20 protein-coding genes and 1 pseudogene are annotated in these 25,493 nt (G+C 44.1%); all 21 read left to right on the top strand.

Annotated elements, in window-relative coordinates; all coding sequences use genetic code 11:
• Positions 1 to 441: 441 nt before the first annotated feature.
• The 21 genes and pseudogenes from rfbB (at position 442) to ACTG2W_RS06225 (ending at position 25,456) form a co-directional block, all read left to right on the top strand.
• On the top strand, positions 442 to 1,527 hold the full coding sequence (rfbB, locus tag ACTG2W_RS06325; protein WP_440016119.1) for a dTDP-glucose 4,6-dehydratase: 1,086 nt from the start codon (positions 442 to 444) through the stop codon (positions 1,525 to 1,527).
• Entirely contained in the window at positions 1,527 to 2,423 is an 897-nt protein-coding gene (gene rfbD / locus ACTG2W_RS06320; RefSeq protein WP_440016118.1) for a dTDP-4-dehydrorhamnose reductase, read from the top strand. Before rfbB ends, rfbD begins: the two co-directional genes overlap by 1 nt.
• Positions 2,420 to 3,281: pseudogene (rfbA, locus tag ACTG2W_RS06315) on the top strand (glucose-1-phosphate thymidylyltransferase RfbA). The gene rfbD and the pseudogene rfbA overlap by 4 nt, the downstream one beginning before the upstream one ends.
• A gap of 63 nt (positions 3,282 to 3,344) precedes the next feature.
• A complete protein-coding gene (rfbC, locus tag ACTG2W_RS06310; RefSeq protein WP_440016117.1) occupies positions 3,345 to 3,893 on the top strand; it encodes a dTDP-4-dehydrorhamnose 3,5-epimerase in 549 nt (182 codons plus the stop codon).
• A 3-nt stretch (positions 3,894 to 3,896) separates the two neighbouring features.
• On the top strand, positions 3,897 to 4,871 hold the full coding sequence (locus ACTG2W_RS06305) for an FAD-binding oxidoreductase (RefSeq protein ID WP_159144546.1): 975 nt from the start codon (positions 3,897 to 3,899) through the stop codon (positions 4,869 to 4,871).
• A gap of 12 nt (positions 4,872 to 4,883) precedes the next feature.
• Positions 4,884 to 5,657, top strand: a complete 774-nt coding sequence (rfbF, locus tag ACTG2W_RS06300; RefSeq protein WP_159143399.1) for a glucose-1-phosphate cytidylyltransferase — start codon at positions 4,884 to 4,886, stop codon at positions 5,655 to 5,657.
• Positions 5,648 to 6,736, top strand: a complete 1,089-nt coding sequence (gene rfbG / locus ACTG2W_RS06295; RefSeq protein WP_234888424.1) for a CDP-glucose 4,6-dehydratase — start codon at positions 5,648 to 5,650, stop codon at positions 6,734 to 6,736. Before rfbF ends, rfbG begins: the two co-directional genes overlap by 10 nt.
• A 118-nt stretch (positions 6,737 to 6,854) precedes the next feature.
• The gene (gene rfbH, locus ACTG2W_RS06290; RefSeq protein WP_440016116.1) at positions 6,855 to 8,168 is read left to right on the top strand and encodes a lipopolysaccharide biosynthesis protein RfbH; all 1,314 of its coding nucleotides are present in this window, start codon (positions 6,855 to 6,857) and stop codon (positions 8,166 to 8,168) included.
• A 68-nt stretch (positions 8,169 to 8,236) separates the two neighbouring features.
• The gene (locus tag ACTG2W_RS06285) at positions 8,237 to 9,943 is read left to right on the top strand and encodes a thiamine pyrophosphate-binding protein (RefSeq protein WP_440016115.1); all 1,707 of its coding nucleotides are present in this window, start codon (positions 8,237 to 8,239) and stop codon (positions 9,941 to 9,943) included.
• Positions 9,940 to 10,899: an NAD-dependent epimerase/dehydratase family protein gene (locus tag ACTG2W_RS06280; RefSeq protein WP_440016114.1), complete on the top strand. Its 960-nt coding sequence runs from the start codon at positions 9,940 to 9,942 to the stop codon at positions 10,897 to 10,899. Before ACTG2W_RS06285 ends, ACTG2W_RS06280 begins: the two co-directional genes overlap by 4 nt.
• Positions 10,883 to 12,238 carry a lipopolysaccharide biosynthesis protein gene (locus ACTG2W_RS06275; RefSeq protein WP_440016113.1) on the top strand — a complete coding sequence of 452 codons (1,356 nt, stop codon included), beginning with the start codon at positions 10,883 to 10,885 and terminating at the stop codon, positions 12,236 to 12,238. The genes ACTG2W_RS06280 and ACTG2W_RS06275 overlap by 17 nt, the downstream gene beginning before the upstream one ends.
• On the top strand, positions 12,219 to 13,181 hold the full coding sequence (locus tag ACTG2W_RS06270) for a glycosyltransferase family 2 protein (RefSeq protein WP_440016112.1): 963 nt from the start codon (positions 12,219 to 12,221) through the stop codon (positions 13,179 to 13,181). Before ACTG2W_RS06275 ends, ACTG2W_RS06270 begins: the two co-directional genes overlap by 20 nt.
• A gap of 1 nt (position 13,182) precedes the next feature.
• A complete protein-coding gene (locus tag ACTG2W_RS06265) occupies positions 13,183 to 13,989 on the top strand; it encodes a glycosyltransferase family 2 protein (RefSeq protein WP_440016111.1) in 807 nt (268 codons plus the stop codon).
• Positions 13,990 to 14,012: 23 nt separating this feature from the next.
• Entirely contained in the window at positions 14,013 to 15,035 is a 1,023-nt protein-coding gene (locus ACTG2W_RS06260) for a glycosyltransferase (protein WP_440016110.1), read from the top strand.
• On the top strand, positions 15,004 to 16,206 hold the full coding sequence (locus tag ACTG2W_RS06255; RefSeq protein WP_440016109.1) for an O-antigen ligase family protein: 1,203 nt from the start codon (positions 15,004 to 15,006) through the stop codon (positions 16,204 to 16,206). Before ACTG2W_RS06260 ends, ACTG2W_RS06255 begins: the two co-directional genes overlap by 32 nt.
• A gap of 5 nt (positions 16,207 to 16,211) precedes the next feature.
• On the top strand, positions 16,212 to 17,210 hold the full coding sequence (locus ACTG2W_RS06250) for a glycosyltransferase family 4 protein (RefSeq protein WP_440016108.1): 999 nt from the start codon (positions 16,212 to 16,214) through the stop codon (positions 17,208 to 17,210).
• Positions 17,200 to 18,357 carry a glycosyltransferase family 4 protein gene (locus tag ACTG2W_RS06245; protein WP_159143409.1) on the top strand — a complete coding sequence of 386 codons (1,158 nt, stop codon included), beginning with the start codon at positions 17,200 to 17,202 and terminating at the stop codon, positions 18,355 to 18,357. Before ACTG2W_RS06250 ends, ACTG2W_RS06245 begins: the two co-directional genes overlap by 11 nt.
• 14 nt (positions 18,358 to 18,371) lie before the next feature.
• Positions 18,372 to 19,790, top strand: coding sequence for a mannose-1-phosphate guanylyltransferase/mannose-6-phosphate isomerase (locus ACTG2W_RS06240; RefSeq protein WP_159144549.1), 1,419 nt, complete (start codon positions 18,372 to 18,374; stop codon positions 19,788 to 19,790).
• Between the two features lie 57 nt (positions 19,791 to 19,847).
• Positions 19,848 to 21,278: a phosphomannomutase gene (locus ACTG2W_RS06235; RefSeq protein WP_159143410.1), complete on the top strand. Its 1,431-nt coding sequence runs from the start codon at positions 19,848 to 19,850 to the stop codon at positions 21,276 to 21,278.
• Between the two features lie 25 nt (positions 21,279 to 21,303).
• Complete coding sequence (gene wbaP / locus ACTG2W_RS06230; RefSeq protein ID WP_159143411.1) at positions 21,304 to 22,767, top strand: undecaprenyl-phosphate galactose phosphotransferase WbaP; 1,464 nt, start codon at positions 21,304 to 21,306, stop codon at positions 22,765 to 22,767.
• A 19-nt stretch (positions 22,768 to 22,786) separates the two neighbouring features.
• The gene (locus ACTG2W_RS06225; protein ID WP_440016107.1) at positions 22,787 to 25,456 is read left to right on the top strand and encodes an SLBB domain-containing protein; all 2,670 of its coding nucleotides are present in this window, start codon (positions 22,787 to 22,789) and stop codon (positions 25,454 to 25,456) included.
• Positions 25,457 to 25,493: the final 37 nt, after the last annotated feature.

The following is a 25,493-nucleotide window of genomic DNA, read 5'->3' as shown; positions in this document are numbered from 1 at the left end:
CGCACTTGGGTTGGGGTCATACAGCTCTTCTGGTTTTCTATCGAATCTTGGTTAAAAACGAGATGCTGAAACATTTTTTGGTGTGCAGTCTTGTTGGAATCGAGATAGAATCTGCCGTTCTATCGGGCTGGTACTGTGCGTTTTTTGCCATGAAAAGTTCTGTTTCGTAGTTTTACACGAAATGAAAACATGGTGATACGCCATCAAAACATAACAATGCTGGAGGGCATGATGACCAACAGCAAGCACAATCAGGTTAAAAGCAGCAAACTGGGGGCTGTAACCCAGGGGCGGTAGCCATAGCATTTTTCGCGAACTTGATTGAATAGTACTCATCAAGACACATTCTGGTGATGTTAAAAGACCCTATGCGCGGTCTTGAATTTCTGGATCAGCCCGCAACCGCATCCATATCAACTCCTCGCAAGAGATAACATATCTATGAAAATTCTCGTTACCGGTGGCGCAGGCTTTATCGGCTCTGCTGTTGTGCGCCATATCATCTGTGATACCCAAGATTCCGTTATTAATCTCGATAAACTCACCTATGCCGGCAATTTGGAATCTCTGGCCGATGTATCGACTAGCGAGCGTTATGTGTTTGTGCAGGTGGATATCTGCAACAGAGCAGCGTTGGATCGGGTGTTTGCCCTGCACCAGCCGGATGCCGTGATGCACCTGGCCGCCGAGAGCCATGTTGACCGCTCTATCACAGGACCGGCTGACTTTATCGAGACCAATATCGTCGGCACCTATATGTTGCTGGAAGCGGCTCGCGCCTACTGGAATGGTCTGGAGGAGGTACGCAAGGCGGCCTTCCGCTTCCACCATATCTCCACCGACGAGGTGTATGGTGATCTGCCCCATCCGGATGAAGTAGCCGTCGGTGAACCATTGCCGCTCTTTACCGAGACCACCCCCTACGCCCCCAGCAGTCCCTATTCTGCTTCCAAAGCCTCTAGTGACCATCTGGTGCGCGCCTGGCGCCGTACTTACGGCCTGCCGACCATCGTCACCAACTGCTCCAACAACTACGGCCCTTATCACTTCCCCGAGAAGCTGATCCCGCTGGTCATTCTGAACGCGCTGGATGGCAAGCCGTTACCTGTCTATGGCAAAGGCGACCAGATCCGTGACTGGCTCTATGTAGAAGATCATGCACGCGCGCTCTACAAGGTGGTGACTACTGGCTTGGTCGGGGAGACCTACAACATCGGCGGTCACAACGAGAAGCAGAATCTGGAGGTGGTCCACACCATCTGCGATCTGCTGGACGAGATGGTGCCAAAGGTAGGCTCTTATCGTGAGCAAATCACCTATGTGGCGGATCGCCCTGGCCACGATCGCCGTTATGCCATCGATGCGACCAAGATGAGCAGTGAGCTTGCTTGGCAACCGAAAGAGACCTTTGAATCCGGTATTCGCAAAACCGTGCAGTGGTATCTGGATAACCAGCAGTGGGTGAATAACGTCAAGAGCGGTGCCTACCAATCCTGGATTGAACAGAATTACGGGGAGCGTACCTGATGCATATTCTGCTGTTTGGCAAAAACGGCCAGGTAGGCTGGGAGCTGCAACGCGCACTGGCGCCGCTCGGGCGCATCACTGCCGTTGATTTTGACTCCAGCGACTATTGCGGTGATTTCAGCAACCCGGCAGGGGTGGCCGACACGGTACGTCTGGTCAAGCCTGACGTGATTGTCAACGCCGCAGCCCACACCGCAGTCGACAAGGCCGAAAGCGAGCGGGAGTTTGCCGAGCTGCTCAATGCCACCAGCGTGGCGGCGATTGCCAAAGAAGCGGAAGCATTGGGAGCCTGGCTGGTGCACTACTCCACCGACTATGTGTTCGATGGCAGCGGTGAGCGCCCCTGGGTGGAAACCGATGCAACCGCCCCGCTCAACGTCTATGGCGAAACCAAGCTGGCGGGTGAGCAAGGGGCCGCGCTTTGTTCCCGTCACCTGATCTTCCGCACCAGCTGGGTTTACGCCGCTCGGGGTGCCAACTTTGCCAAGACCATGCTGCGCTTTGGCAAAGAGCGTAGCGAGATGTCAGTGATCAATGACCAGTTCGGTGCTCCGACCGGCGCCGAGTTGCTAGCCGATTGCACCGCCCATGCGATCCGCGTGGCGCGGTGCAAACCCGAAGTCGCCGGGCTGTACCATCTGATTGCCTCCGGTACCACCACCTGGTTTGACTACGCCCAGCTGGTGTTTGCCAAAGCCAGAGAGGCTGGCGTTGAACTGGCGGTGACACAAATGAATGCAGTGCCGACCAGCGCCTTCCCGACACCGGCCAAGCGCCCCCATAACTCCCGCCTTGATACTGGTAAATTCCAGCGTACCTTCGATCTGGTGCTACCGGAGTGGAGCGTCGGTGTGGAGCGGATGTTGTTGGAAATATTCAGCAAGGATCTGCAATGAGTAAACGTAAAGGCATCATTCTGGCTGGTGGCTCAGGTTCCCGTCTCTATCCAGTGACTATGGCGGTGAGCAAGCAGTTATGACAAGCCGATGATCTACTATCCGTTCAGCACACTGATGCTGGCGGGGATTCGCGATATTTTGATCATCAGCACCCCGTAAGATACCCACCGCTTTGAACAGTTGCTGGGTGATGGCACTCAATGGGGGCTGAACTTGCAAGACAAGGTCCAGCCAAGCCCGGACGGGTTGGCACAAGCTTTTATTCTGGGTGAGGAGTTCATCGGTTCAAACTCCTGTGCACTGGTGCTGGGCGACAACATTTTCTACGGCCACGACCTGCAGAAACAGCTGGCCGCGGCCAAAGAGAGCGGCGCTACCGTCTTTGCCTACCACGTGTACGACCCCGAGCGTTATGGGGTGGTGGAATTTGATAAAGAGGGTACCGCTATCTCTCTGGAAGAGAAGCCACTGGAGCCCAAGAGCAACTATGCGGTGACCGGCCTCTATTTCTACGACAACAGTGTGGTAGAAATTGCCAAGAGCCTGAAGCCGTCGCCCCGTGGTGAGCTGGAAATTACCGATGTGAACCGTATCTACCTGGAGCAAGGCAATTTGTCGGTAGCGATGATGGGCCGTGGTTATGCCTGGCTGGATACCGGTACCCATGAAAGCCTGATTGAAGCGAGCAACTTTATTCAGACCATCGAGACCCGTCAGGGGTTGAAAGTGGCTTGTCCGGAAGAGATCGCCTATCGCCAGAAGTTTATCAGTGCCGACCAGATACGTGAGCTTGCTGCGCCATTGGCGAAGAATGCCTATGGACAATATTTGTTAAGAATGGTTGCCAAAGCCTGATGTGATATAGGGGGGAGGGAAGATGCTCCCCCCATCAAAATTGAATCAAATGTGGATAGACAGATGAATGTAATCAAGACATCAATTCCTGATGTGCTTATTTTTGAGCCAAAAGTCTTTGGTGATGAGCGAGGTTTTTTCTTTGAAAGTTTCAACCACAAATTGTTTGAAGAGGCGGTAGGGTATCCGGTGACGTTTGTGCAGGATAATCACTCGAAATCTTCAAAAGGTGTACTGCGTGGATTGCACTATCAGTTGCCGCCCCATGCCCAAGGCAAGCTGGTGCGCTGTGTAGCGGGTGAAGTGTTTGATGTGGCGGTCGATATCCGCAAAAGCTCACCGACCTTCGGGCAATGGGTTGGGGTTCACTTGTCAGGTGAAAACAAGCGGCAGTTATGGATCCCGGAAGGGTTTGCTCATGGCTTTGTAACATTAAGCCAAACAGCTGAATTTCTTTATAAGACTACAAATTATTATGCTCCCTCATTCGAGGCCAGCATCAATTGGGATGACAAAGACATTGCAATTGAATGGCCGATCTCATACTGTCCATTGCTTTCAAATAAAGATTCACAGGGCAGTAATTTTAATAATGCAACATATTTTGAGTAAATGATGGATATTATTGTAAAGGTTCAACCATCCAATATTCAGTTTAATGCAGTTGAGAATGTGACTATTCTTGAGTCTGCTTTAAAGACCGGTGTTATCCTGGAACACAGTTGCAAGAATGGCTCTTGTGGTTTGTGTACATCACAACTGATCTCGGGAGTGGTGACTAATCAAGAAGGTGAGATATTTACTTCTGGCCAAAGCTTTCTGACCTGCCAATGCAAACCTTCTTCAAATGAAATTATTATTGAGGCTGAGTATTACCCTGAGTTAGCCGAAATTGTAAGGAAGGTAACTCCATGTAAGATCTCATCGATAGATAAAAGAGCTCAGTTTGGTGTTTTTAAGTTTAGATTACCTCCAACTGCTGCTTTTAAATATCAGCCAGGTCAGTATATAAATCTTAGTTATCATGGTGTGACGAGAAGTTACTCTATAGCCAACGCTGATAGTAATGACGGTATTGAATTGCATATTAGACGTGTACCTGACGGAGTTATGAGTGAGCTATTATTCTCTGATGTTACAGTCAACTCATTGCTGAGAATGGATGGCCCTATTGGAACATTTTTTGTGAGACCAGATACCAAACCTATTATTTTCTTGGCAGGAGGGACAGGCTTTGCACCAGTAAAAGCAATGGTTGAGTCTTTGATCGCACAAGAAAGTTCCAGAGATATATCCATTTATTGGGGTATGAACTCTAGCAAGGATTTTTATTCTGACTTGCCTATTGAATGGGCCTCTAAATTTAAAAATATCAAATATATCCCTGTGGTGTCTGGTGACGATCATGATTGGAATGGAAGAAAGGGGTTGGTACATAAAGCAGTCATTGAAGATATCCACGATATGTCCAATAGCTGTGTTTATGCCTGTGGCTCACCTCAAATGATTGCTGCAGCGAAACAGGATTTTATGAATATTGGACTTTTAGAGAAAGAGTTTTTTTCTGACGCATTTACCGCATCAAAATAAATGAGGGAAGAAATGAAGGCAGTAATTCTAGCTGGTGGTTTGGGCACTCGCCTGAGTGAAGAAACGGTCGTAAAACCAAAACCTATGGTCGAAATTGGCGGCAAGCCAATACTTTGGCACATCATGAAAATGTATTCGGCACATGGTATCAATGATTTTGTTATCTGCTGTGGTTACAAGGGATATGTTATCAAGGAATATTTTGCTAACTATTTTCTTCATATGTCGGATGTGACTTTCCATATGGCAGAAAATCGGATGGAGGTGCATGAAAAACGTGCCGAGCCATGGAATGTAACTCTTGTGGACACTGGCGATGCATCTATGACCGGTGGCCGCCTCAAGCGTGTTAGTGAATATGTAAAAGATGATGAGGCATTCCTTTTCACTTACGGTGATGGTGTGTCTGATGTTGATATCAAGGCAAGCATCGATTTCCACAAGAGCCACGGAAAGCTGGCAACACTGACTGCTACTTATCCTCCTGGCCGTTTTGGTGCGTTGGATATTCAGAATAATCAAATTCTTTCTTTCAAAGAAAAACCAAGAGGCGATGGTGCTCTGATCAATGGTGGTTTCTTTGTATTAAGTCCCAAGGTCATCGATCTCATCGATAACGATGCAACCACTTGGGAACAAGAACCGCTCATGGCGCTGGCAGAACAGGGTCAATTGATGGCTTATGAGCACGGTGGCTTCTGGCAGCCGATGGATACTTTGCGTGACAAGCACTACCTTGAAGAGCTCTGGCAAAAAGGAAAAGCTCCTTGGAAGGTATGGGAGTGATGACCGTGATAGATCCTGATTTCTGGAAAAACAAGCGGGTCTTTATGACCGGTCATACCGGCTTTAAAGGGGGCTGGTTGGCTCTTTGGCTCGAAGAAATGGGGGCTGAAGTTCGCGGTTATTCTTTGCCCGCACCCACTCAGCCTAGTCTGTTTGAAGAGGCAAAAGTTCGTCAAGGCTTGCTCTCTGAAGAAGGCGATATTCGCGATTTTTTCCATCTGCGTGAAGCCATTGCAGATTTTAAGCCGGAAATTGTCTTTCATATGGCTGCCCAGCCGTTGGTGCGGCTCTCCTACGATGAACCCATCGAGACTTACTCAACTAACGTGATGGGCACCGTCTATCTGCTTGAGGCGGTTAAGCAAGTGGGTGGCGTCAAAGCTGTAGTCAATATCACCAGCGATAAATGTTATGACAATCGCGAGTGGGTGTGGGGCTATCGCGAAGATGAGGCGATGGGGGGATATGATCCTTACTCCAACAGTAAGGGATGCGCAGAACTGGTTGCTTCGGCGTATCGTAATTCCTTTTTCAATTCTAAGGACTATGCCAAACACGGTGTAGCATTGGCATCGGTGCGAGCTGGTAATGTCATTGGTGGTGGTGACTGGGCTAAGGATCGACTAATTCCTGATATCTTGCGTTCATTTCAGGATGAGCAGCCCGTGGTAATTCGTAATCCTCACTCGATCCGCCCTTGGCAGCATGTGTTGGAACCGTTGTCAGGTTACCTGCTGGTTGCTCAGCATCTCTATCTGGATGGTCCCGATTTTGCCGAAGGTTGGAACTTCGGACCTAATGAACAGGATGCCAAACCCGTACAATTCATTGTCGAGAAAATGGTAAAGTTATGGGGCGAACGTGCAAGCTGGCAGCTCGATGGTGCCGATCACCCTCATGAAGCTCATTACCTCAAGCTCGATTGCTCCAAAGCAAAAATGCGTATGGGATGGCATCCTCGTTGGGATCTTGTCACTACCTTGGAGCGAATCATCAAATGGCATAAAGCGTGGTTGGCTGGGCAGGATATGCGTGAGGTTAGTTTGCGCGAGATCCGTGATTATATGTCAGCGAGTTAATGTAGTTTTTATAGCATAAAGGCTTCCTGTCTTTTTGTTGTCAAGGTAGTATCCTTGCCCCTTTATTTGACCCCCAAGTCAGCGATTTGGCTGAAAACCTAATAACAGGAATAGATTAATGAGTGTACAAGCTCTGCGTGAACAGATCTCCCAACTGGTGGCCCAGTATGCCGAACAGGCTATGGCGCCAAAGCCGTTTGTGGCCGGTAATAGTGTGGTCCCTCCTTCTGGGAAGGTGATTGGTGCCCGCGAGCTGCAGTTGATGGTTGAGGCTTCTCTTGATGGTTGGTTGACTACCGGACGATTCAATGATGCTTTCGAGAAGAAGTTGGGTGAATACATTGGTGTTCCTCATGTATTGACCACCACTTCGGGCTCTTCTGCTAACTTGCTGGCGTTGACAGCTCTGACCTCTCACAAGTTGGGCGCTCGTGCTCTAAAGCCTGGTGATGAGGTGATCACTGTAGCTGCCGGTTTCCCGACCACCGTGAACCCCACTATCCAGAATGGTCTCATCCCGGTATTTGTTGATGTTGATATTCCCACTTACAACATTGATGCGTCTTTGATTGAAGCGGCAGTAACCGAAAAAACCAAAGCCATCATGGTCGCCCATACTCTGGGCAATCCGTTCAATCTGGCGGAAGTGCGCCACATTGCTGATAAATACAATCTGTGGCTGATTGAAGACTGCTGCGATGCCTTGGGCACCAAGTATGACGGCAAGATGGTCGGCACCTTTGGCGATATCGGTACGGTCAGTTTCTATCCGGCGCACCACATCACCATGGGTGAGGGTGGCGCAGTATTTACCAAATCTGGTGAACTGAAGAAGATTATCGAATCTTTCCGTGACTGGGGGCGAGATTGCTACTGCGCTCCTGGTTGTGACAATACTTGTGGCAAGCGCTTTAGCCAGCAGCTTGGTTCACTGCCTGACGGTTATGACCACAAGTACACATATTCCCATTTGGGTTACAACCTCAAGATTACCGACATGCAGGCGGCCTGTGGTTTGGCACAGTTAGAGCGTGTGGAGGAACTTGTCGAGAAGCGCAAGGCTAACTTTGCTTATTTGAAAGCGGGTCTTGCCAACTGTGCGGAGTTCCTCGAATTGCCTGAAGCAACGCCTAACTCCGAGCCCTCCTGGTTTGGCTTCCCTATCACGCTGAAAGAAACTGCTGGTGTTAGCCGTCTCGAGCTGATCAAATTCCTTGATGAAGCCAAAGTCGGTACTCGCCTGCTGTTTGCCGGTAACCTGACCCGCCAGCCCTATTTTGCGGGCCGTGAATACCGCGTCGTGGGTGAACTGACCAACACCGACCGCATTATGAACCAGACCTTCTGGATCGGTATCTATCCGGGACTGACCCATGATCATCTGGATTATGTGATCGCCAAGTTCGAAGAATTCTTTGGTGTGAGCTTCTAATCTCTGTAACTTGTTATAATTCTGTGAGCCAACGAATGTTGGCTCTATATTTAATTTTGAGGTTATTGATGAAAGCATCAGATGCGGTGGCTCATGTATTGGCAGCTAATAATGTCACTTATGGTTTTGAGTTGATCGGTGGCATGATCGCCCACTTGGTGGATAGCATCAACCAAGTAGGGAAAACAAAACTGGTTTCTCTTCATCATGAACAAGCAGCTGCATTCGCGGCTGGTGGAATTGCTCGCGCAAGCAATAATAAACAGATTGGCTTGGCTCTGGGTACCAGTGGTCCTGGGGCTACAAATTTAGTAACCGGCATTGCGGATTGTTGGCTAGATAGTTATCCGTGTATTTTTCTGACTGGCCAGGTCAATACCTATGAATTGAAACAGGATAGGGCAATCCGGCAACAAGGGTTTCAAGAGCTGGATATTGTTAGTATTGCCAAAAGCATTACTAAGTATGCATATCAGATTCAAACAGCAGAAGAGCTTATTCCAAAGCTCCAAGAAGCAATCAACATTGCGCAGAGTGGTCGCCCTGGTCCTGTATTATTAGATATCCCGATGGATTTACAGAGGGCAGAATTGCCTGACGATGCAATTGATTTTTTGAAGAACCAAACCAAGGCGATCGAACGTGTAAAGCTAAGCACTGATTTCTCATCAGTTCTGCATCTGTTTGCACAAGCAAAAAAACCACTATTCTTGATTGGTGGCGGCGCAGTTAATTCAGATGGTTTTATTTATTGGCAGAAAAAAATTTCGCAAATGGGCATTCCTCATGTAGCCAGTTTGAAGGGCAGTGAAAAATGCCAATCACTCTCCACGTATTATGGGTTGATCGGAAGCTATGGAACTCGCACGGCCAATTATGCAATCCAAAATTGTGATTTGCTTATTGTTCTGGGTAGTCGGATGGATGTTCGTCAGACGGGATCCGATACGACTGATTTTGCACGCAATGCCAAAATTATTCAGTTCGATATAGACTCGGCACAACTAAATAACAGAATTAAAGCCGATCTGGATATTCACTGTGATTGTGAAACTTTTTTTTCCCAGTTTGATATTGAGCTGCATGCGCATCTTCAGATAGAAGACTCTTGGAAACATGAGTTAGTAAATCATTGGTCTGAGAATTATGTCGATGAATATCAGGATTGGAATGTTAGTCCATTCGAGATATGCAAACTATTTGAAGCAACTTTCAGCAATCAATCCGTGCATTATGTCGCTGATGTGGGTAACAATCAGATGTGGGCGGCTCATTCCATATTATTAAATTCTAATCAGGCTCTTCATCACTCTGGTGGGTTGGGAGCAATGGGTTTTGCCATACCAACGGCTATTGGAGTTGCCTATGCTACACAAGAACCTGTTATTGCCCTGACAGGTGATGGCGGAGCTCAACTTAATATTCAAGAGCTGGATATTATTGCCCGTGAACAGTTACCCATATTAACTATTGTTTTTAATAATGAGTCACTGGGCATGGTGCGTGCTTTTCAGGAGATGTACTTTGATGGCCGCAATGAGTCGACGTATTGGGACGGGTATAGTTCATCTTTTTGTAGCTTGGGGCGTGCCTATAATATCACCTCATTTTCAACATCGAGCATTGATGAGTTAAAGTCATTGCTATCGAAATTCTCATCCCATCCAGAACCCATGTTAATCGAGATATTAATGAGTGATGCCCGGGAGTGTCGACCTAGGCTTGCATTTGGTAATCCTATCGATAGACAATTCCCAATTAAGGATGGTAAATGAGAGTTGCATTTATTGGCGCTACAAGTCAAATAGCTACTGATCTAATTGTGAATATGGACAAGCATACAACATACGATTGTATTTTATATTCACGAAATCCGGATAAACAAGCCGCGTGGGTTTTAGATAACTTATCTCATAACTATAAGACTAGAGATATTTCACTTTTTGAAAATGATATTGATGTGGTTTATGATATTATCATCAACTTTGTAGGAGTTGGTGATCCAGTAAAAGCTAAAGCAATGGGTCGAACAATATTCGATATAACAAAAAAATATGATGACATATGCATCAAGTATATTGAAAAGCATACTGCTTCAAAATATATCTTTCTCAGTAGCGGGGCTGTGTATGGGAATTCATTTTGTAATCAGAATGATGACTTACATGAAGCTAAGTTTTCGATAAATCAGCTAGATACAGAAGATTGGTATGGTCTTGCCAAGTTGAATAGCGAAGCAATTCATCGTTCTCTCTCTGAACTAAATATCTATGATTTGCGTGTGTTTGGTTATTTTAGTCGCACGCAAAATGTATCTGGTCGATTTTTGTTGTCGGATGTTATACGAACTATTATTAATAGCGAAGTGCTGCTCTGCTCGTCAGAAAACATAGTGCGTGATTATATTCACCCAGTGGACTTTTTCCAACTGGTGAACTTGCTTATCGCTAAAAATATCACTAATCGGGCATTTGACTGTTATTCGATGGAACATGTCGATAAGTTAACCCTACTGGCGGCAATAAAGGAAAAATTTGGTTTACAATACAAGTTCACCGAGCAACAGAGAAGCAGTGATAGTCGCAAGGGCAGGCTCTATTACTACCCACGGCATAAAATGGCTGCTGAAATTGGTTATATTCCAGTTCATTCGTCATTAGATTCGGTTCTGGACGAGATGGCATATATTTTGAATAAAGTGGAATTGGCGCCAGATGCGATTATTATTTAAATTATGCGAACTATTAGGTGTTGACCGCGCAGTTTTGTTTACCTTGCTGAATAGGGTTTGGTCCCTGATTTCAGGGTTGTTGAGTGTTGTGTTTATTGTGAAGTTTATTAGCCCTGAAATGCAGGGCTTTTATTATACATTCGGTAGCTTGCTGGCGATACAGATGCTCTTTGAGCTAGGTCTGACGTATAGTCTGACTGTATATTCAGCATACGAAATGAAAAAGTTATCATGGCTAAACGACAATCATCTGGAGGGTGATGAAGTTGCATTGTCTAGGTTATCATCGCTTTTTATAAAAGTAGAAAAATGGTTTATAGCTGCAGCCATTTTGTTTATATCTGTATGTATGATTATTGGTTTTATTATCTTTCCTAAGCACTCCTCTGATATCTCCATATGGCTGTACCCTTGGGTCACTGTAGTTGTATTTACAGCCGCAAAATTACCTATCATTGCGTTTGAGGGTGTTTTGGAAGGGTTGGGTAAAGTATCGTATGTTGCAAGAGTGAGATTATTCTCTACGATTATTGCAACTGCTGGGCTATGGATTGCTTTGTTATTAGGTGGTGGGCTATATGGGCTTTGCATAAGTGCAGGGATCATCGTAGTAGCTAGCTGTGTTATTTATTTTAAAAGTCATGGTGATTTAATATGGCAGTTCATAAAGGTTAACTCAACCAAAGTTTGTGATTTTGATTTAAAAGCTGAGTTGTGGAGCTTTCAATGGCGAATATCGCTAAGCTGGATTTCAGGTTTTTTTATTTTTCAGATTTTCAATCCGGTGGTGTTTTATTTTCTTGGCCCAGTGTCAGCGGGGCAGTTGGGTCTGGGCTTTGCAATTGTGAACGCAATATCTTCGGTGACAAGTGCATGGATTTCAGCCAATAACCCGAAGATTGCTGCGCTGACGGCAACACATGATGATCTAGGCGTGAGGAAATTCTATTTTCTCACGCTCACTCGAGTGTTGTTTATCAGTGTGGCGGCGTCATTTTTCGCTCTCTTTATTTTAACTATTTTGTTGCAATTCATTCCCTCTTTATATAATCGCATTCCTGATAATCTAGTTTTATGTTTCTTGATGCTTGCAACGGTATTAAACCAGGTTATATTCCTATCTGCCGCGTTCGTCCGGGCTCGGAAGGAGGAACCATATATGGTTCCTTCGGTGTTGAGTGCGTTATTTACTGTGCTGTTATTGTACCCCATGATTACGCATTTTGGAGAAATTGGCGCCGCAATTTCATATTTATTGCCAATACTGTTAATTGTTGTGCCCTTTACATTTCATATAGTAAAAAAGCGGATTATAAATCATGAAGCCTGCATCATATAAGCTTTCCATTGCCATACCTACATACAACCGAGCTTCAATACTTGATAGAGCACTAGAAAATATTGCCAGGCAGATAAGTTCTGCAGATGACATTCAAGTTGTTATTAGTGATAATGGGTCAACAGATCACACTCGGAGTATTGTAGAAAAGTATATATCAATATTGAATATTAAATATGTGTGTTTACCCAGTAATCAAGGGTTTGACAGGAATTTTATCAATGCCATTTGTGAATCTGATGGTGAGTATGTATGGGTTAAAGGAGATGATGATCTTATCGCTCCAAGCATGATTAATGCTGCTAAGCACATCATTGACAATAATTATGATGTTGCAATTCTTAATGGTGGCGATTATAAAAGTGGTACTTTGGTACCTCGCCTTAGAATCGAGCCTGATTTTTCTTCTTTTGATTCCTTATTCAGTTCAATAGGTTGGCATTTAACTTGGATAGGGACTGTGATTATTAGGAAGAGTATACTAAAGATCGATGAGTTGACCAGTTATGAATATAATAACTTTGTTCATATGCCATTATATATAAACTCGATAAATCATGAGCATCTGATTTCATTCTCACGTGACATATTTATTCATACGACAGTTAACAACTCAGAGTATTTTTCTACACCTGAGAAATTGGTCTCTTTGTTTGGTGGTTGTCTATATAACAGCATTGAAAGATATATCGGGGTTAAGCTTTCAAAATCTACGGTGTCGAGTATTATTTCAGGATTTAGAATTAACATTGGAATGTTTACTTTTAAGTATTTTTTAATGAGTAGGATTGTGAATGACTATTCATTTCGTCGTCATTATATTCTATTGAATAGTTATTGCAGGTTAAATAAATGGGCATCTATATGGCTACTGTCATTTATTTTTCCCAATGTCCTGATGGTAAAGGCATATCACAAATATAAAAAATTTCGCGAGAGTTGATATGAAAATATTGATCGCAATTCCTAATTATAATAATGCTCACTATATCTGTGAAACGCTTGATTCTGTTATAAATCAAGAAATAAAAGATGCATCTATTGATATAGTTGTGTTCGATAATAAATCGACAGATCACAGTGTAGATAAAATTCGGCAGGCTTATGGAAATTTGGTTAAAGTGATCGTAAATCAGAGTAATGTTGGGGCTGTTCAAAATCATAATTTATGCCTCGACTATGCAGAAAAAAACGGTTATGATTTTTTGAAGCTGCTTTCATCTGATGACGTATTATTTCCAAATATCATTAATACGCAATATCAAATATTAAAAAATATCAAACGAGCGTCGTTAATATCATGTGGCATGATATTAACTGATGAGTATTTAAACCCTTTAAGTGAATATTCATTTTTTCCTTCAAATAAGACACAAGAACGCTTTGTTAAAGTCGATGGGAATGTTGCCATTAAAAAATGTGCATCTAGGGGGGTTAACTATATTGGTAATCCTAGTAGTTTTTTGATCAGGGTAAGTCTAATTAATGGTGTAAGATTCAATACTTCTTTCAGATGGGTATCAGATCTTTTATTTGCTAGCGAGCTGTTGGTTAATAGGACGTTTTTGTATGTTCCTCATGCCGGATTTTATTACAGAAGACACAATGATACAGATTCGCACAATATAAGAAAGATAAGTGGTCTTCAGTTTAGAGAACATCAACTCTACTGTAATCTATTTAATGGTGGGGTTATTGGTTACTTGGCAAATGTCAAACATTACCTTAAGTCCAGGTGGACATCCTTTTGATATTGTTATAGGCATGATTTCATATGCGTGAACGAGTGTTGTTTATTTTTACATCTGAAATCTTGGGTGGTCATGAATTGATGACCTTGAATTTAATTAAAAATTCGCTACGTGATAAAAAAGTCGAAATTTCTGTTCCAAGTAAAAATTTTGATTTAATGTCAGAACTGGATAATCGATGTATATCATTTTTCACTCATGATGTAAATCATAAAAAGCTTGAGATTTTTCATACTTTTTTTAACCCTATGCATATGTTATCCTGTATTTTTTTCTTAATTAAGATAAGGAAAAAATATTCCGAGATCGTGATTGTACAAGGAGATATAGAGTTAGGTTCTGTTTTTATTATTATGTCAAAGTTAATCGGGCTACGTGTCAAATCCTATATTCCATATGCCCACTCATTTAAAACGATGGGGGCGCACTTTGCCAGAGCAAAAGACTTCTTATCTCAATTTGTTTACCGATCATGCAATGAATATATCACAATCTCAGAGTGTTTTTGTCGTGACCTGTTGACGTTTAACCCTAAAGCCCGCTGTAGTGTAATTAAGAACTATGTGGCGTCACCCGAGCTAGTTCCTCATCGAGAGTGCACGGATGATGAACCTTTTCGGTTATTTCTTATAGGCCGAGTATCATTCAGGCAAAAAGGCCATGATTTATTAATTGCCGCGCTAAAGTTAATTCAAAAAGACGAAATTCAAACCGGAATTGAAGTCCATTTTATTGGGGATGGACCAGACTTGCCGTTGTTGAAGAGTTTGTGCCTCGAATTGCCCGTATTTGTAAAGCCAATATTTCATGGTTGGCAGAGTGACTGTTGGTCAATTGCCTATATGGCTAATCTGATTGTGATACCGTCACGTTATGAAGGCGTTCCCTTAGTCATGCTTGAAGCTATAGCTCGAAAAGTCCCAGTGATTGCATCAAATAGAGATGGGATGGTGGACTATTTAGATTCTAGGCAACTCTTCGAACCAAATCCTATTTCTTTGAAGTGTTTAATCAATGATGCAATTATTGAAACTAAGAAAAATTGATTTTCTTATCATCTTATTTGTCATTGCATGTCAAACTACAGATGTGACTATTGGGCCGCTTAAGTTATGGGAGCTTATCGCGATTACTGTTTTTACTTTTCATGTTAAGACGCTAGATAAGAAGGTTCTTATTTTTTTGTCTTTTTTCACATATATTCTTATATCTTCAATAGTTGTTACTGCAATTAATGATGTCTCATATTCTTATTATGGCCCTTTAAAAAGTAAATATATGATTGTCATTGTTAGATATGTTGAACTATTGCTGTGTTTAATTTCTCTTAGTGCTCTCGTGAATATAATAAAAAACTCCAGATCTGGTTTTGTTGGTGGAGCAAAGAAATTTATTGATTATAACTTTCTCTTTGTCTTGTTTTGTCTTTTATTGTATTTCTTAGGTAGATTGTTTTCAATTCATATTTTCTCTTATGGTGATCAGTATCGATTAAACTGCTTTTATGTCGAAGGAGGTCCATACGGATTATTTATTTCTACAGTGTTGGTTTTTGAATTTTTTCTTTTCAGACGGCCATCTCGACTTTTGGTGTTCTCCTTGGCTTTAGCCTTTTCTTATTCAAAAGCTGGGTATGTATTGTTTTGTGTTTGTTTCTTTATCTGGATTTTCTTTAGAGTTAAACAGTTAAAGTTATTCCTTGAACCTAGGAATCGAATGCGATTTCTGCTTTTTTTAACTGTTATATTATCTCTGTCATTATGTTTGATTGCATTAATTGCTAGGAATTATGTTGAAAACATTAGCAATATTGATGAGCAGTTAAGTGTTAGAAGCAGTGATCCATCTTTGGTTATGGGGCGCATTGCCGCATCTTATATAGGTAGTAATATTATTTCAGAAAATCCATTGCTGGGCGTTGGTTTGGGGAATTATTCTCTAGTTAGAAACTCCGATATATACAGGGGAGTGTTTCCTGTTGTTGATGATTGGGACCTAAGTGGGCTTGGTGGTATATTGACCATTTTATTGGAAAATGGGGTGGTGGGGTTGCTTTTGTTTTTTACGGCTGTAGTCTTTTATTTTAAATTCACTCGTGATTCATTTGTTTTTGTGTTGTTGTTCATTCTTCCCATGCTTCTTGGTGCTCAGTTATATATGATCTACCCTTGGTTGTTTCTAGGGTTTTATCGCCTGTACAGGCAAAGCGAGGCTTAGTAATTATGATTATTTATTCTGATTTTAGATGGTTAAACTCAGGGGGGATTGGTACTTTCTTGCGTGCAATTAGCAAGAGGATCGAGTTGGTTGATTTAAATGTTGGTGGAAAAATGGCGTCTTTTTCTTCTCCATTTGGTCTTTTGGTTTCTATAAATAAGATAGATGCAGGTGTTGTTTTTCTGGCTGGCTATATACCACCGCTATACTCTAGAGTTCCCTATGTGTTTACATTGCATGATTTAAATCATATTGATAGAGCTGAAAATTCAAGTTTTTTTAAAAAGCTGTTTTATCATGTATTCATCCGTATTGGTTGTTATACATCAAGTTCTATATTGACAGTTTCTGATTTTTCAAAGCATAGGATAGTTGAATGGAGCGGTGTCTCGCCAGATAAAGTTATCAATGTTGGTAATGGCGTAGATCCTTCGTATTCATATGCGGTCACACCATATCAGCCAGGTTATCGGTATCTACTCTGTGTTGGAAATAGAAAGAAACATAAAAATGAATTAAGGGTTATTCAGGCTTTTTCTCAAGTGATCGTCCCTGCAGATGTAAAATTAGTGTTTACCGGTGAGGCAACACAGGAGTTGTTGGATGCGATAGTGCATGGCAACTTGAACGGTAAGGTCATTTTCCTGGGCAAGGTACCTGAAGATGAACTTCCTTCCGTTTATCGTGGGGCACTTGGTTTAGTTTTCCCGTCACTTTATGAGGGTTTCGGCCTACCTGTTGTCGAGGCTATGGCCTGTGGTGTCCCGGTGTTGACCTCTAATAGCACCTCATTACCCGAGGTCGCCGGCGATGCAGCCTTGTTGGTTAACCCTGAATCAGTTGATGAGATACGTGTCGGCATTGAACGATTGGTACATGATGAGGCTTTACGCACTGAGCTGATTGCTAAAGGCTTAGAGCGTGCCAAGTTATTTAGCTGGGATGCGGTGGCTGCGCGGGTACAAGCCGTGTTGGATGAGGTGACAAGTCAATATGGAAAATAAAAAAATCAGTGTTGTGCATGAATGGTTGCTTAGCTATGCAGGATCTGAGCAGGTAACTGCTCGTATTCTGGATTTATATCCGCACGCTAAGTTATTCTCTATTGTCGATTTCCTTACCGATAAACAACGTGATTTTTTTGGTGGACGTCAGGCTCACACTTCGTTTGTACAAAACCTGCCAGGGGCACACAAGCATTATCAAAAGTATCTCCCCTTGATGCCCTTTGCTATCGAACAGTTGGATCTTTCAGAAGCAGATATTGTGATTTCCAGTGCTCATGCAGTTGCAAAAGGCGTATTGACTGGTCCGGACCAATTACATATCAGTTATGTACATTCTCCAATGCGCTATGCATGGGACTTACAGCATCAATATCTTCGCGAGTCAGGTCTAAACCAAGGCATAAAAGGTTTTATTACTAAGTGGATTTTACATAAGTTGCGTCTTTGGGACTATCGCACAGCTAATGGCGTAGATCATTTTGTAGCTAACTCTCACTTCATTGCTCGGCGAATAAAGAAAGTGTATGGACGTGATGCTACAGTTATCTATCCTCCTGTTGCTGTAGACGATTTTCCATGTGTGGAGCAGAAAGAAGATTTTTACTTCACAGCGTCACGGATGGTACCATACAAAAAAATGGATTTAATCGTAGAAGCTTTTACCAAGATGCCAGATAAACGTCTAGTCGTGATTGGTGATGGTAGCGAGTATAAAAAGATAGCGGCATTAGCTTTCGGTAGAGAAAATATAACTTTGTTGGGCTATCAACCTTTTGACGTGTTAAAATCTCATATGCAACGTGCGAAAGCGTTTGTTTTTGCAGCTGAAGAGGATTTTGGTATTACCCCTGTTGAGGCCCAAGCTAGTGGTACGCCGGTTATTGCTTTTGGCAAAGGTGGGTCTCTGGAAACAGTTCGACCTTTGGGTTGTGATGCACCGACAGGTGTGTTCTTTAATGAGCAATCAGTGACTAGCCTGTGTAGTGCCATCAACGAATTTGAAACTAATTCATATCTATTCACTGCTGTATCTTGTCGTAAAAATGCCGAGCGTTTTTCAGAAGCTCGTTTTATCCGAGAGCTAGGTTGTTTCGTTGATGAGAAATGGCGACAATTCCAGCAACAGAAAAAAATAACTTATTAAGTCGAGATGTAGCGATGTCCCGTTTGATTCCCGTGATTATGGCCGGTGGTTCCGGCAGTCGTTTATGGCCGCTGTCGCGCGAGCTCTATCCCAAGCAGTTTTTGCAACTTGATGGTGAGGCAACCATGTTGCAGGCGACGGTCAACCGTTTAAATAAGCTTGCCTGCGCTCAACCATTGGTTATTTGTAACGAAGATCACCGTTTTCTTGTTGCGGAGCAACTTCGGCATTTAAATAAGTTGGCACATAACATCATTCTGGAACCAGCCGGGCGTAACACTGCGCCCGCGATTGCGCTTGCGGCACTGACGGCGCTGCAAACCGCGGGTGATAGTGAGGATCCTTTGCTGTTGGTGTTAGCAGCCGATCATGTCATTCGTGACGAGGAGGGATTTATTACCTCCGTGCGGCAGGCTATTTCCCATGCAGAGGCTGGCAAGTTGGTGACTTTTGGCATTGTTCCGACTCACCCTGAGACGGGTTATGGTTATATTCGCCGTGGTGCCGAGCAGAGCGGAGCCTTTGCGGTTGCGCAGTTTGTTGAAAAGCCTGATGTGGCAACCGCCAACGAATATCTGGCTTGTGGGGAATATTACTGGAACAGTGGTATGTTCCTGTTCCGTGCCAGCCGCTTTCTGGCAGAACTTAAGGCGTTTCGACCTGATATCTATGCCGCTTGTGTCCAAGCGGTGGGAACTATAAATCCCGACTTGGATTTTGTGCGCGTCGATAAGAGTGCTTTTGTCGCTTGTCCTAGTGATTCTATTGACTACGCGGTGATGGAAAAGACCACCGATGCTGTTGTCGTGCCGATGGATGCCGGTTGGTCTGATGTTGGTTCTTGGTCCTCTTTGTGGGATATTTCGGATAAAGATGAGGTTGGCAATGTGTTCCGCGGTGATGTGATACAGCATGGCTGCGCTAATAATTATGTGTTTGCTGAAAGTGGTCTGGTCAGTCTGGTTGGCGTTGATAATTTGGTGGTGGTTCAAACCAAGGATGCACTGCTGGTCGTCGATAAGCAGAAAGTGCAGGATGTGAAGAAAATAGTTGAATACCTTAAGGCATCAGGACGTACTGAGCATCAGGTTCATCGTGAAGTCTATCGGCCGTGGGGAAAATATGATTCTATCGATAACGGTCAGCGCTATCAGGTTAAACATATTAGTGTCAAGCCAGGGGAAAAACTGTCACTGCAGATGCACCACCACAGAGCCGAGCATTGGATTGTAGTTTCGGGCACTGCGAAAGTGACCAATGGCGAGCGGACTTTTTTGGTTACCGAGAATGAGTCAACTTTTATTCCGGTTGGTTCCGTTCACTCTCTGGAGAATCCGGGTAAGGTAACTCTGGAGGTGATCGAGGTACAGTCAGGCTCCTACCTGGATGAGGAAGACATTGTGCGCTTGGAGGATAGATATGGGCGCATTTAATACAGAACTCTTGGTTGTTGTCACACTCGATTTAGACGTATTAATGGAGCACGATTAATGACAATTTATTTAAATAGCTCAACGCTCATCGCTGAAGGTGGCGTGGTATTCGGTACCAGTGGTGCACGCGGTTTGGTTGTCGATTTTACCCCTGAGCTGTGTGCGGCGTTTACTCATGCCTTTATTGCGGTAATGCGGCGTGAATTTAATGTAACGAAGATGGCGTTAGCCATAGACAACAGACCTAGTAGCCCAGAGATGGCTCAGGCCTGTGCGGCAGCGATGGTCCAGGTTGGTATCGAGCCCGTTTATTATGGGGTGATACCGACACCCGCTCTGGCTTATAAGGCAATGCAAGATAAGATGCCGTGCATCATGGTGACGGGTAGCCATATTCCGTTTGATCGAAACGGGCTTAAGTTTTATCGACCTGATGGCGAAATTACCAAAGCAGATGAACAGGCTATTCTGGCTGCGGATACTGATTTTCCTCCCTTGCCAAGCTTACCGAAATTACAAAGTTGCCCTGATGCTGCTCAAGCATATTGTCATCGTTACAGTTCTTTGTTTTCAGCGGATTTGCTAGCTGGTAAGCGTATTGGTATCTATGAGCATTCAAGTGCTGGACGTGATCTCTATGCGCCCTTGTTACGTCAACTCGGTGCCGAGGTGGTATCCTTGGAGCGCAGTGATGAGTTTGTGCCGATCGATACCGAAGCTGTTGGGGAAGCCGACAAGGCCAAGGCTCGTCATTGGTCCGCTGAATATCAGCTTGATGCTATCTTCTCCACTGATGGCGACGGTGATCGACCGCTGGTGGCAGATGAACGCGGCGAGTGGTTGCGCGGTGACATTTTGGGGCTGTTGTGCGCGGATGTGCTACAGATGGAGGCGCTGGCAATCCCGGTCAGTTGCAACACTGCGGTGGCCACGTGCGGTCGTTTTGCCAAGGTTGCTATGACCAAGATTGGTTCACCATATGTGATTGCCGAGTTTGTTGAGCTTGCAAAACACTATCAACGAATAGCTGGCTTCGAGGCTAATGGCGGTTTTTTACTTGGTAGTGATATCGAATTTGATGGCAAGCCACTTGCTGCATTGCCAACTCGCGATGCCGTATTACCATTCTTAATGTTGTTAGCTTTAGCTGGTACAGGCAGTATTTCGTCATTGGTTCAGTCGTTGCCTAAACGATTTACGGCTTCCGATCGTATCAAGAATTTCCCCACAGAGGTCAGCCGGAGTATACTCGCCGCTGCCATATCAGACCCGCAAGGTTTGCTGATGCGCTTGGGGATTCAAGGTGTCGCTATTGAAGATGTCGATAACACGGATGGGTTGCGGATTACTTTATCGGACGACCGAATTGTTCATCTGCGTCCTTCAGGAAACGCTCCTGAGTTACGTTGTTATGTTGAAGCCGATAGTGTAGTGACTGCCCGTGATATGGTCAGTAGTGTTCTTGCTGTGCTTGAGATGCAAAAATAATAATTTTTTAATTATCGAGATCTATATGGACCACAAAGAGCTCAACTGTTTGCTCAGTTCAGAAAAAGATAAATACTCTCAAACAATTAATCGTTGGTCATTAGTTGGAAGTGATGTTTTTTCAATATTAATAGCCTTTATGACTTCATGGTGGATTGAAAGTCTAAGAACACATGTTGCATTGGTTAATGTTTTCAACTCTGGGTCTGACACGGCGAGAGTATGGAGTTTTTCTTTATATGCTCTAGCCATAATATTTTTCTCTTGGATTTACTCAAGGCATTATACTTATCGTAAGCCATTTTGGAATGAGTTAAAAGAGATCATGCGGATGCTGTTGTTTTTTGCTGTCATAGATCTCGCTGTTATCGCTGTATCGAAATGGGATTTCTCTCGCTATCAGTGGTTTTTTTTCTGGTCTCTACTCTTGCTTATATTGCCAACTTGTCGCTGGTTGATAAAGAGGGAATTAATAAGGCATGGTTGTTGGCAAATGCCAAGCCTTATTATTGGTTGTGAAAATAACGCCAAGGAGGCATTGTTAGCGATTAATAGTGATAAGCTGCTAGGGTTCCATGTGGCGGCATTCGTATCCCCTAGTGATACATGCTCTTCTTCCCCAGTTACCTCTATCCCCCTTATCGTGGAAACGCCAAAGGGAGTGATCGAGAAACTTTCTCATTACAAAGTTTTCATCGCTTTGGAGTATGGACAAAGTGATCTAAGGGATGAATGGCTAAGATATTTATCATCTCATGGGATGAGAAACATATCTGTTATCCCCGCCATGCGTGGTGTACCGCTTTACGGCACAGATGTATCGCATTTTTTTAGTCATGAGCTCATGATGTTACGCGTTAATAACAATTTGGCTAGACTATCTTCGCGTATAATAAAAAGATTATTCGATATTTTGGTGTCATCAATTCTTTTGTGCTTGCTATCACCATTTTTGCTATATATTGGTTGGAAGGTGTCTCGTGATGGTGCATCCCCACTTTATGGGCATGAACGTGTTGGGCAGTATGGTAGAAAGTTTAAATGCCTTAAGTTTCGTTCAATGATTATAAATTCAAAGGAAGTTCTTGAACATCTTTTATCAACAGATGCAAATGCAAAAGCGGAGTGGGATAAAGACTTTAAGTTGAAAAATGATCCACGTATTACCTCCGTGGGGCATTTTTTGAGAAAAACTAGTCTTGATGAGCTCCCCCAACTGTTCAATGTCTTGCGAGGTGAGATGAGTCTTGTTGGACCAAGGCCAGTTGTTGAAGAGGAGCTTGAGCGTTACGGTGATGACAAATCGTATTATTTAATGGCAAAGCCTGGAATGACAGGCCTTTGGCAGGTGAGTGGTCGAAATGATGTTGATTATTCCACGCGTGTCTATTTTGATAGTTGGTATGTTAAAAATTGGGGGTTGTGGAATGATATTGCTATTTTGTTTAAAACCGTCAGTGTAGTGTTTAATCGAGAGGGAGCTTACTGATTTTTATTATTAAAAATAAATGGATTTTATTAAGCGGGTTTATAATATTATGGGACAGTTTTTGATGCGTGGATTAGGTTGTTCTTCATTATTCATGATCATGTCGTCAGTTGCATTCTGTGCTCCACAGATAACACCGGATATGATGGCTAAATTTAAACAGTTGTCTCCTGCCCAGCAGCAGGCATTGGCTGCACAGTATGGTGTCGATACCTCTCAGCTGGGGGGGGCAGGACAAAAAAGTAGCGTTACACCGGTTAATACTGCGCCGGTAGCAGCTCCTCGGGAGGTTGATTATAGCCAAGTTTCCCAGCGGCCTTTGGTTGCAGGTGTTGCGCAAGAGGGAACGTTGCAGCCTTTTGGCTACAATGTTTTTGCCGGTGAACCTCTAACCGATGCTCCCGTGGTCGATATGCCGGTAGCAGATGATTATGTTATGGGGCCTGGTGATGAAATTCGGGTTCAGCTTTATGGCAAGGAAAATGTGACCTATACCCTCGCAATAGGGCGGGAAGGGTTTATCGATTTCCCCTCGCTGGGACCAATAGCAGCTTCCGGGCAATCATTCCAGCAATTGCGTAGTGAGCTTGAGAGCCGAATTAAAGAGCAGAAAATTGGGGTTGAAGCCTTTATCAGCTTCGGTGCTCTGCGTACCATGCAAGTATTTGTCATGGGCGATGCTTATCGCCCCGGGGCTTATAATGTTAATGGTATGGCGACTGTGACTCAGGCTCTGCAGGCTGCAGGTGGTATTGATACCGTTGGCTCATTGCGCAAGATCCAGGTCAAGCGTGCTGGTAATAAAGTCATTGATGTTGATCTTTACAAGATGTTGGTTTGGGGGGACACCAGCCAGGATATTCGGTTGCGCTCTGGCGATACAGTTTTTATCCCTGCCAAAGGCAATGAGGTGAGTATTGATGGTCTTGTCAAACGCCCTGCTATTTACGAACTGAGTGGCCCTGCCGCTCTGAGTAATGTCTTGGGGTTGGCGGGCGGAATGAAAGCCTCGGCACTGAATGAGGTGTCAGTCACTCGCTATGGTGAGAGTGGCATGCGGGTTTTTAACCTGAACTTGTCAAATCAGCATGACCGCCAGTTTGTCGTTCGTGATGGCGACAAAATTAATGTCAAGCCAAGCACCACAGAATACAGTCAGGCTGTTGTAGTGAAAGGTGCAGTAGTTCGTGATGGTGTCTTTAGTTTTGAGCCTGGCATGCGGATTAGTCGTGTGCTGCAAAGCGCTGAACGCGACTTGACTTCGGTGACAGATCTCAACTATGCCTTGGTTGTGCGTGAAATGGATGTTCAGCGAAATATTGAGGTGCTGCAATTTAATTTGGGGCGTGCATTGCAAATGCCTGGTGGAGAGGATGATATCCGCTTACAGCCGCGTGATCAGGTGTTGATTTTTAGTAATGATGCAACAGATAGATTGAAGCAAGTGGCTAATAGTCACTCATCTTCCGAGGGGCTTAACCAGCAGACTCAGCAACGTATTCAGCTGCAAGCTGACGCCGTGGAAAATAGTACGGGTGCGGTGGTTAAGGCTGTAGAGCTTAACAAGCAAGATAAAATGACTCTCGCCAAGGCATCTGATTCTACAGAGACGGAGGCAATGGTTGGGGCATCTCGTCAAGCCCTGCTCGCGCCGGTTATTGAGCGTTTGAAAGCTCAGGCTGCACAGGGTAAGCCGGTACAGATTGCTGAGGTTCGCGGTGAGGTGAAATATCCAGGTGTGTATCCTCTGACGCCTTATAGTCGCACTCATGATTTGATCTTGGCTGCTGGTGGTTTTAATGAAAAGGCAAACATAATTGAGTTATCCCGTGTAAACGAGCGCGGCAATGATATCTCGATTGAAAATCAGCGGCTTGATTTGGCTACTGCAAATCGGGTGAATGGTTCGCCACTGGTTCAATCCAAAGATAGCTTGAATGTATTACCGCATCCTCAATGGCGTGAGGAAGCAACTGTTCAAGTCTTTGGCGAAGTAAAATTTCCGGGGACTTATACTGTTCGCCGTGGCGAGAGTTTGCGTGATTTGATTCAGCGGGTCGGTGGTATTACGCCCTATGCCAATCCAAATGGGACAGTATTTGCTCGTGAAGCGCTGCGCAAGCAGGAAGCTGAACGTCTTGAGTTGTTGCGCGATGAATTGAAACAAGAAATTGCAACAATGACGTTGCGTCGGCAATCCAGCATTGCAAACTACAATAGCTCTCCTGCTGAGGCTATGACAGTTGTTAATCAGCTGGAAAATACCAAAGCAATTGGTCGTATGACGATTAATATGCCTGCTATTTTAAGTGGTGAAAAGAATGCGGATGTTATGTTACAAGATGGCGACAAGGTGTATGTTCCTGCGTTGCAAAATGTGGTGTCTATTCAAGGTATGGTGCAGTTTCCCTCTTCTCACGTTTATGATGGCGAGTTGAGTGTCAGCGATTATCTGAGCCGTGCCGGTGGCACCAAGAAACAAGCGGATACTGACCGAATTTATGTTATTAAAGCCAACGGCAGTGTCATGTTGCCTGGTGATAGCTGGTTTGGTGGTCGGAAAGGGTTGGAACCTGGCGACACAATCGTGGTTCCGGTGGATACAGATTATCTGGATAACCTGAGTATCATGACCTCTGCAACCCAGATCCTCTATCAACTGGGTGTTGCTTGGAGTGCAGTCAAGTAATATTGACTCCTTTTTGATAGCTACCTGGCCAGGTGAC

It is taken from the genome of Aeromonas sp. 96A (assembly GCF_051919165.1).
Lineage (GTDB): Bacteria > Pseudomonadota > Gammaproteobacteria > Enterobacterales > Aeromonadaceae > Aeromonas > Aeromonas veronii.
The sequence above is the reverse complement of the archived record's forward strand: the minus strand, read 5'-3'. Positions and strand labels throughout refer to the sequence as shown.

What these genes read in the sequence shown, in the direction of transcription:
- ACTG2W_RS06265 (WP_440016111.1), top strand. Translation starts at nt 13,183, where the DNA reads ATGAAAATATTGATCGCAATTCCTAATTATAATAATGCTCACTATATC.
- rfbC (WP_440016117.1), top strand. Translation starts at nt 3,345, where the DNA reads ATGAATGTAATCAAGACATCAATTCCTGATGTGCTTATTTTTGAGCCA.
- ACTG2W_RS06255 (WP_440016109.1), top strand. Translation starts at nt 15,004, where the DNA reads ATGATGCAATTATTGAAACTAAGAAAAATTGATTTTCTTATCATCTTA.
- ACTG2W_RS06280 (WP_440016114.1), top strand. Translation starts at nt 9,940, where the DNA reads ATGAGAGTTGCATTTATTGGCGCTACAAGTCAAATAGCTACTGATCTA.
- ACTG2W_RS06245 (WP_159143409.1), top strand. Translation starts at nt 17,200, where the DNA reads ATGGAAAATAAAAAAATCAGTGTTGTGCATGAATGGTTGCTTAGCTAT.
- ACTG2W_RS06250 (WP_440016108.1), top strand. Translation starts at nt 16,212, where the DNA reads ATGATTATTTATTCTGATTTTAGATGGTTAAACTCAGGGGGGATTGGT.
- ACTG2W_RS06225 (WP_440016107.1), top strand. Translation starts at nt 22,787, where the DNA reads ATGGATTTTATTAAGCGGGTTTATAATATTATGGGACAGTTTTTGATG.
- ACTG2W_RS06260 (WP_440016110.1), top strand. Translation starts at nt 14,013, where the DNA reads ATGCGTGAACGAGTGTTGTTTATTTTTACATCTGAAATCTTGGGTGGT.
- rfbD (WP_440016118.1), top strand. Translation starts at nt 1,527, where the DNA reads ATGCATATTCTGCTGTTTGGCAAAAACGGCCAGGTAGGCTGGGAGCTG.
- ACTG2W_RS06275 (WP_440016113.1), top strand. Translation starts at nt 10,883, where the DNA reads ATGCGATTATTATTTAAATTATGCGAACTATTAGGTGTTGACCGCGCA.
- ACTG2W_RS06235 (WP_159143410.1), top strand. Translation starts at nt 19,848, where the DNA reads ATGACAATTTATTTAAATAGCTCAACGCTCATCGCTGAAGGTGGCGTG.
- rfbB (WP_440016119.1), top strand. Translation starts at nt 442, where the DNA reads ATGAAAATTCTCGTTACCGGTGGCGCAGGCTTTATCGGCTCTGCTGTT.
- wbaP (WP_159143411.1), top strand. Translation starts at nt 21,304, where the DNA reads ATGGACCACAAAGAGCTCAACTGTTTGCTCAGTTCAGAAAAAGATAAA.
- rfbF (WP_159143399.1), top strand. Translation starts at nt 4,884, where the DNA reads ATGAAGGCAGTAATTCTAGCTGGTGGTTTGGGCACTCGCCTGAGTGAA.
- ACTG2W_RS06240 (WP_159144549.1), top strand. Translation starts at nt 18,372, where the DNA reads ATGTCCCGTTTGATTCCCGTGATTATGGCCGGTGGTTCCGGCAGTCGT.
- ACTG2W_RS06285 (WP_440016115.1), top strand. Translation starts at nt 8,237, where the DNA reads ATGAAAGCATCAGATGCGGTGGCTCATGTATTGGCAGCTAATAATGTC.
- ACTG2W_RS06270 (WP_440016112.1), top strand. Translation starts at nt 12,219, where the DNA reads ATGAAGCCTGCATCATATAAGCTTTCCATTGCCATACCTACATACAAC.
- rfbG (WP_234888424.1), top strand. Translation starts at nt 5,648, where the DNA reads ATGGGAGTGATGACCGTGATAGATCCTGATTTCTGGAAAAACAAGCGG.
- rfbH (WP_440016116.1), top strand. Translation starts at nt 6,855, where the DNA reads ATGAGTGTACAAGCTCTGCGTGAACAGATCTCCCAACTGGTGGCCCAG.
- ACTG2W_RS06305 (WP_159144546.1), top strand. Translation starts at nt 3,897, where the DNA reads ATGGATATTATTGTAAAGGTTCAACCATCCAATATTCAGTTTAATGCA.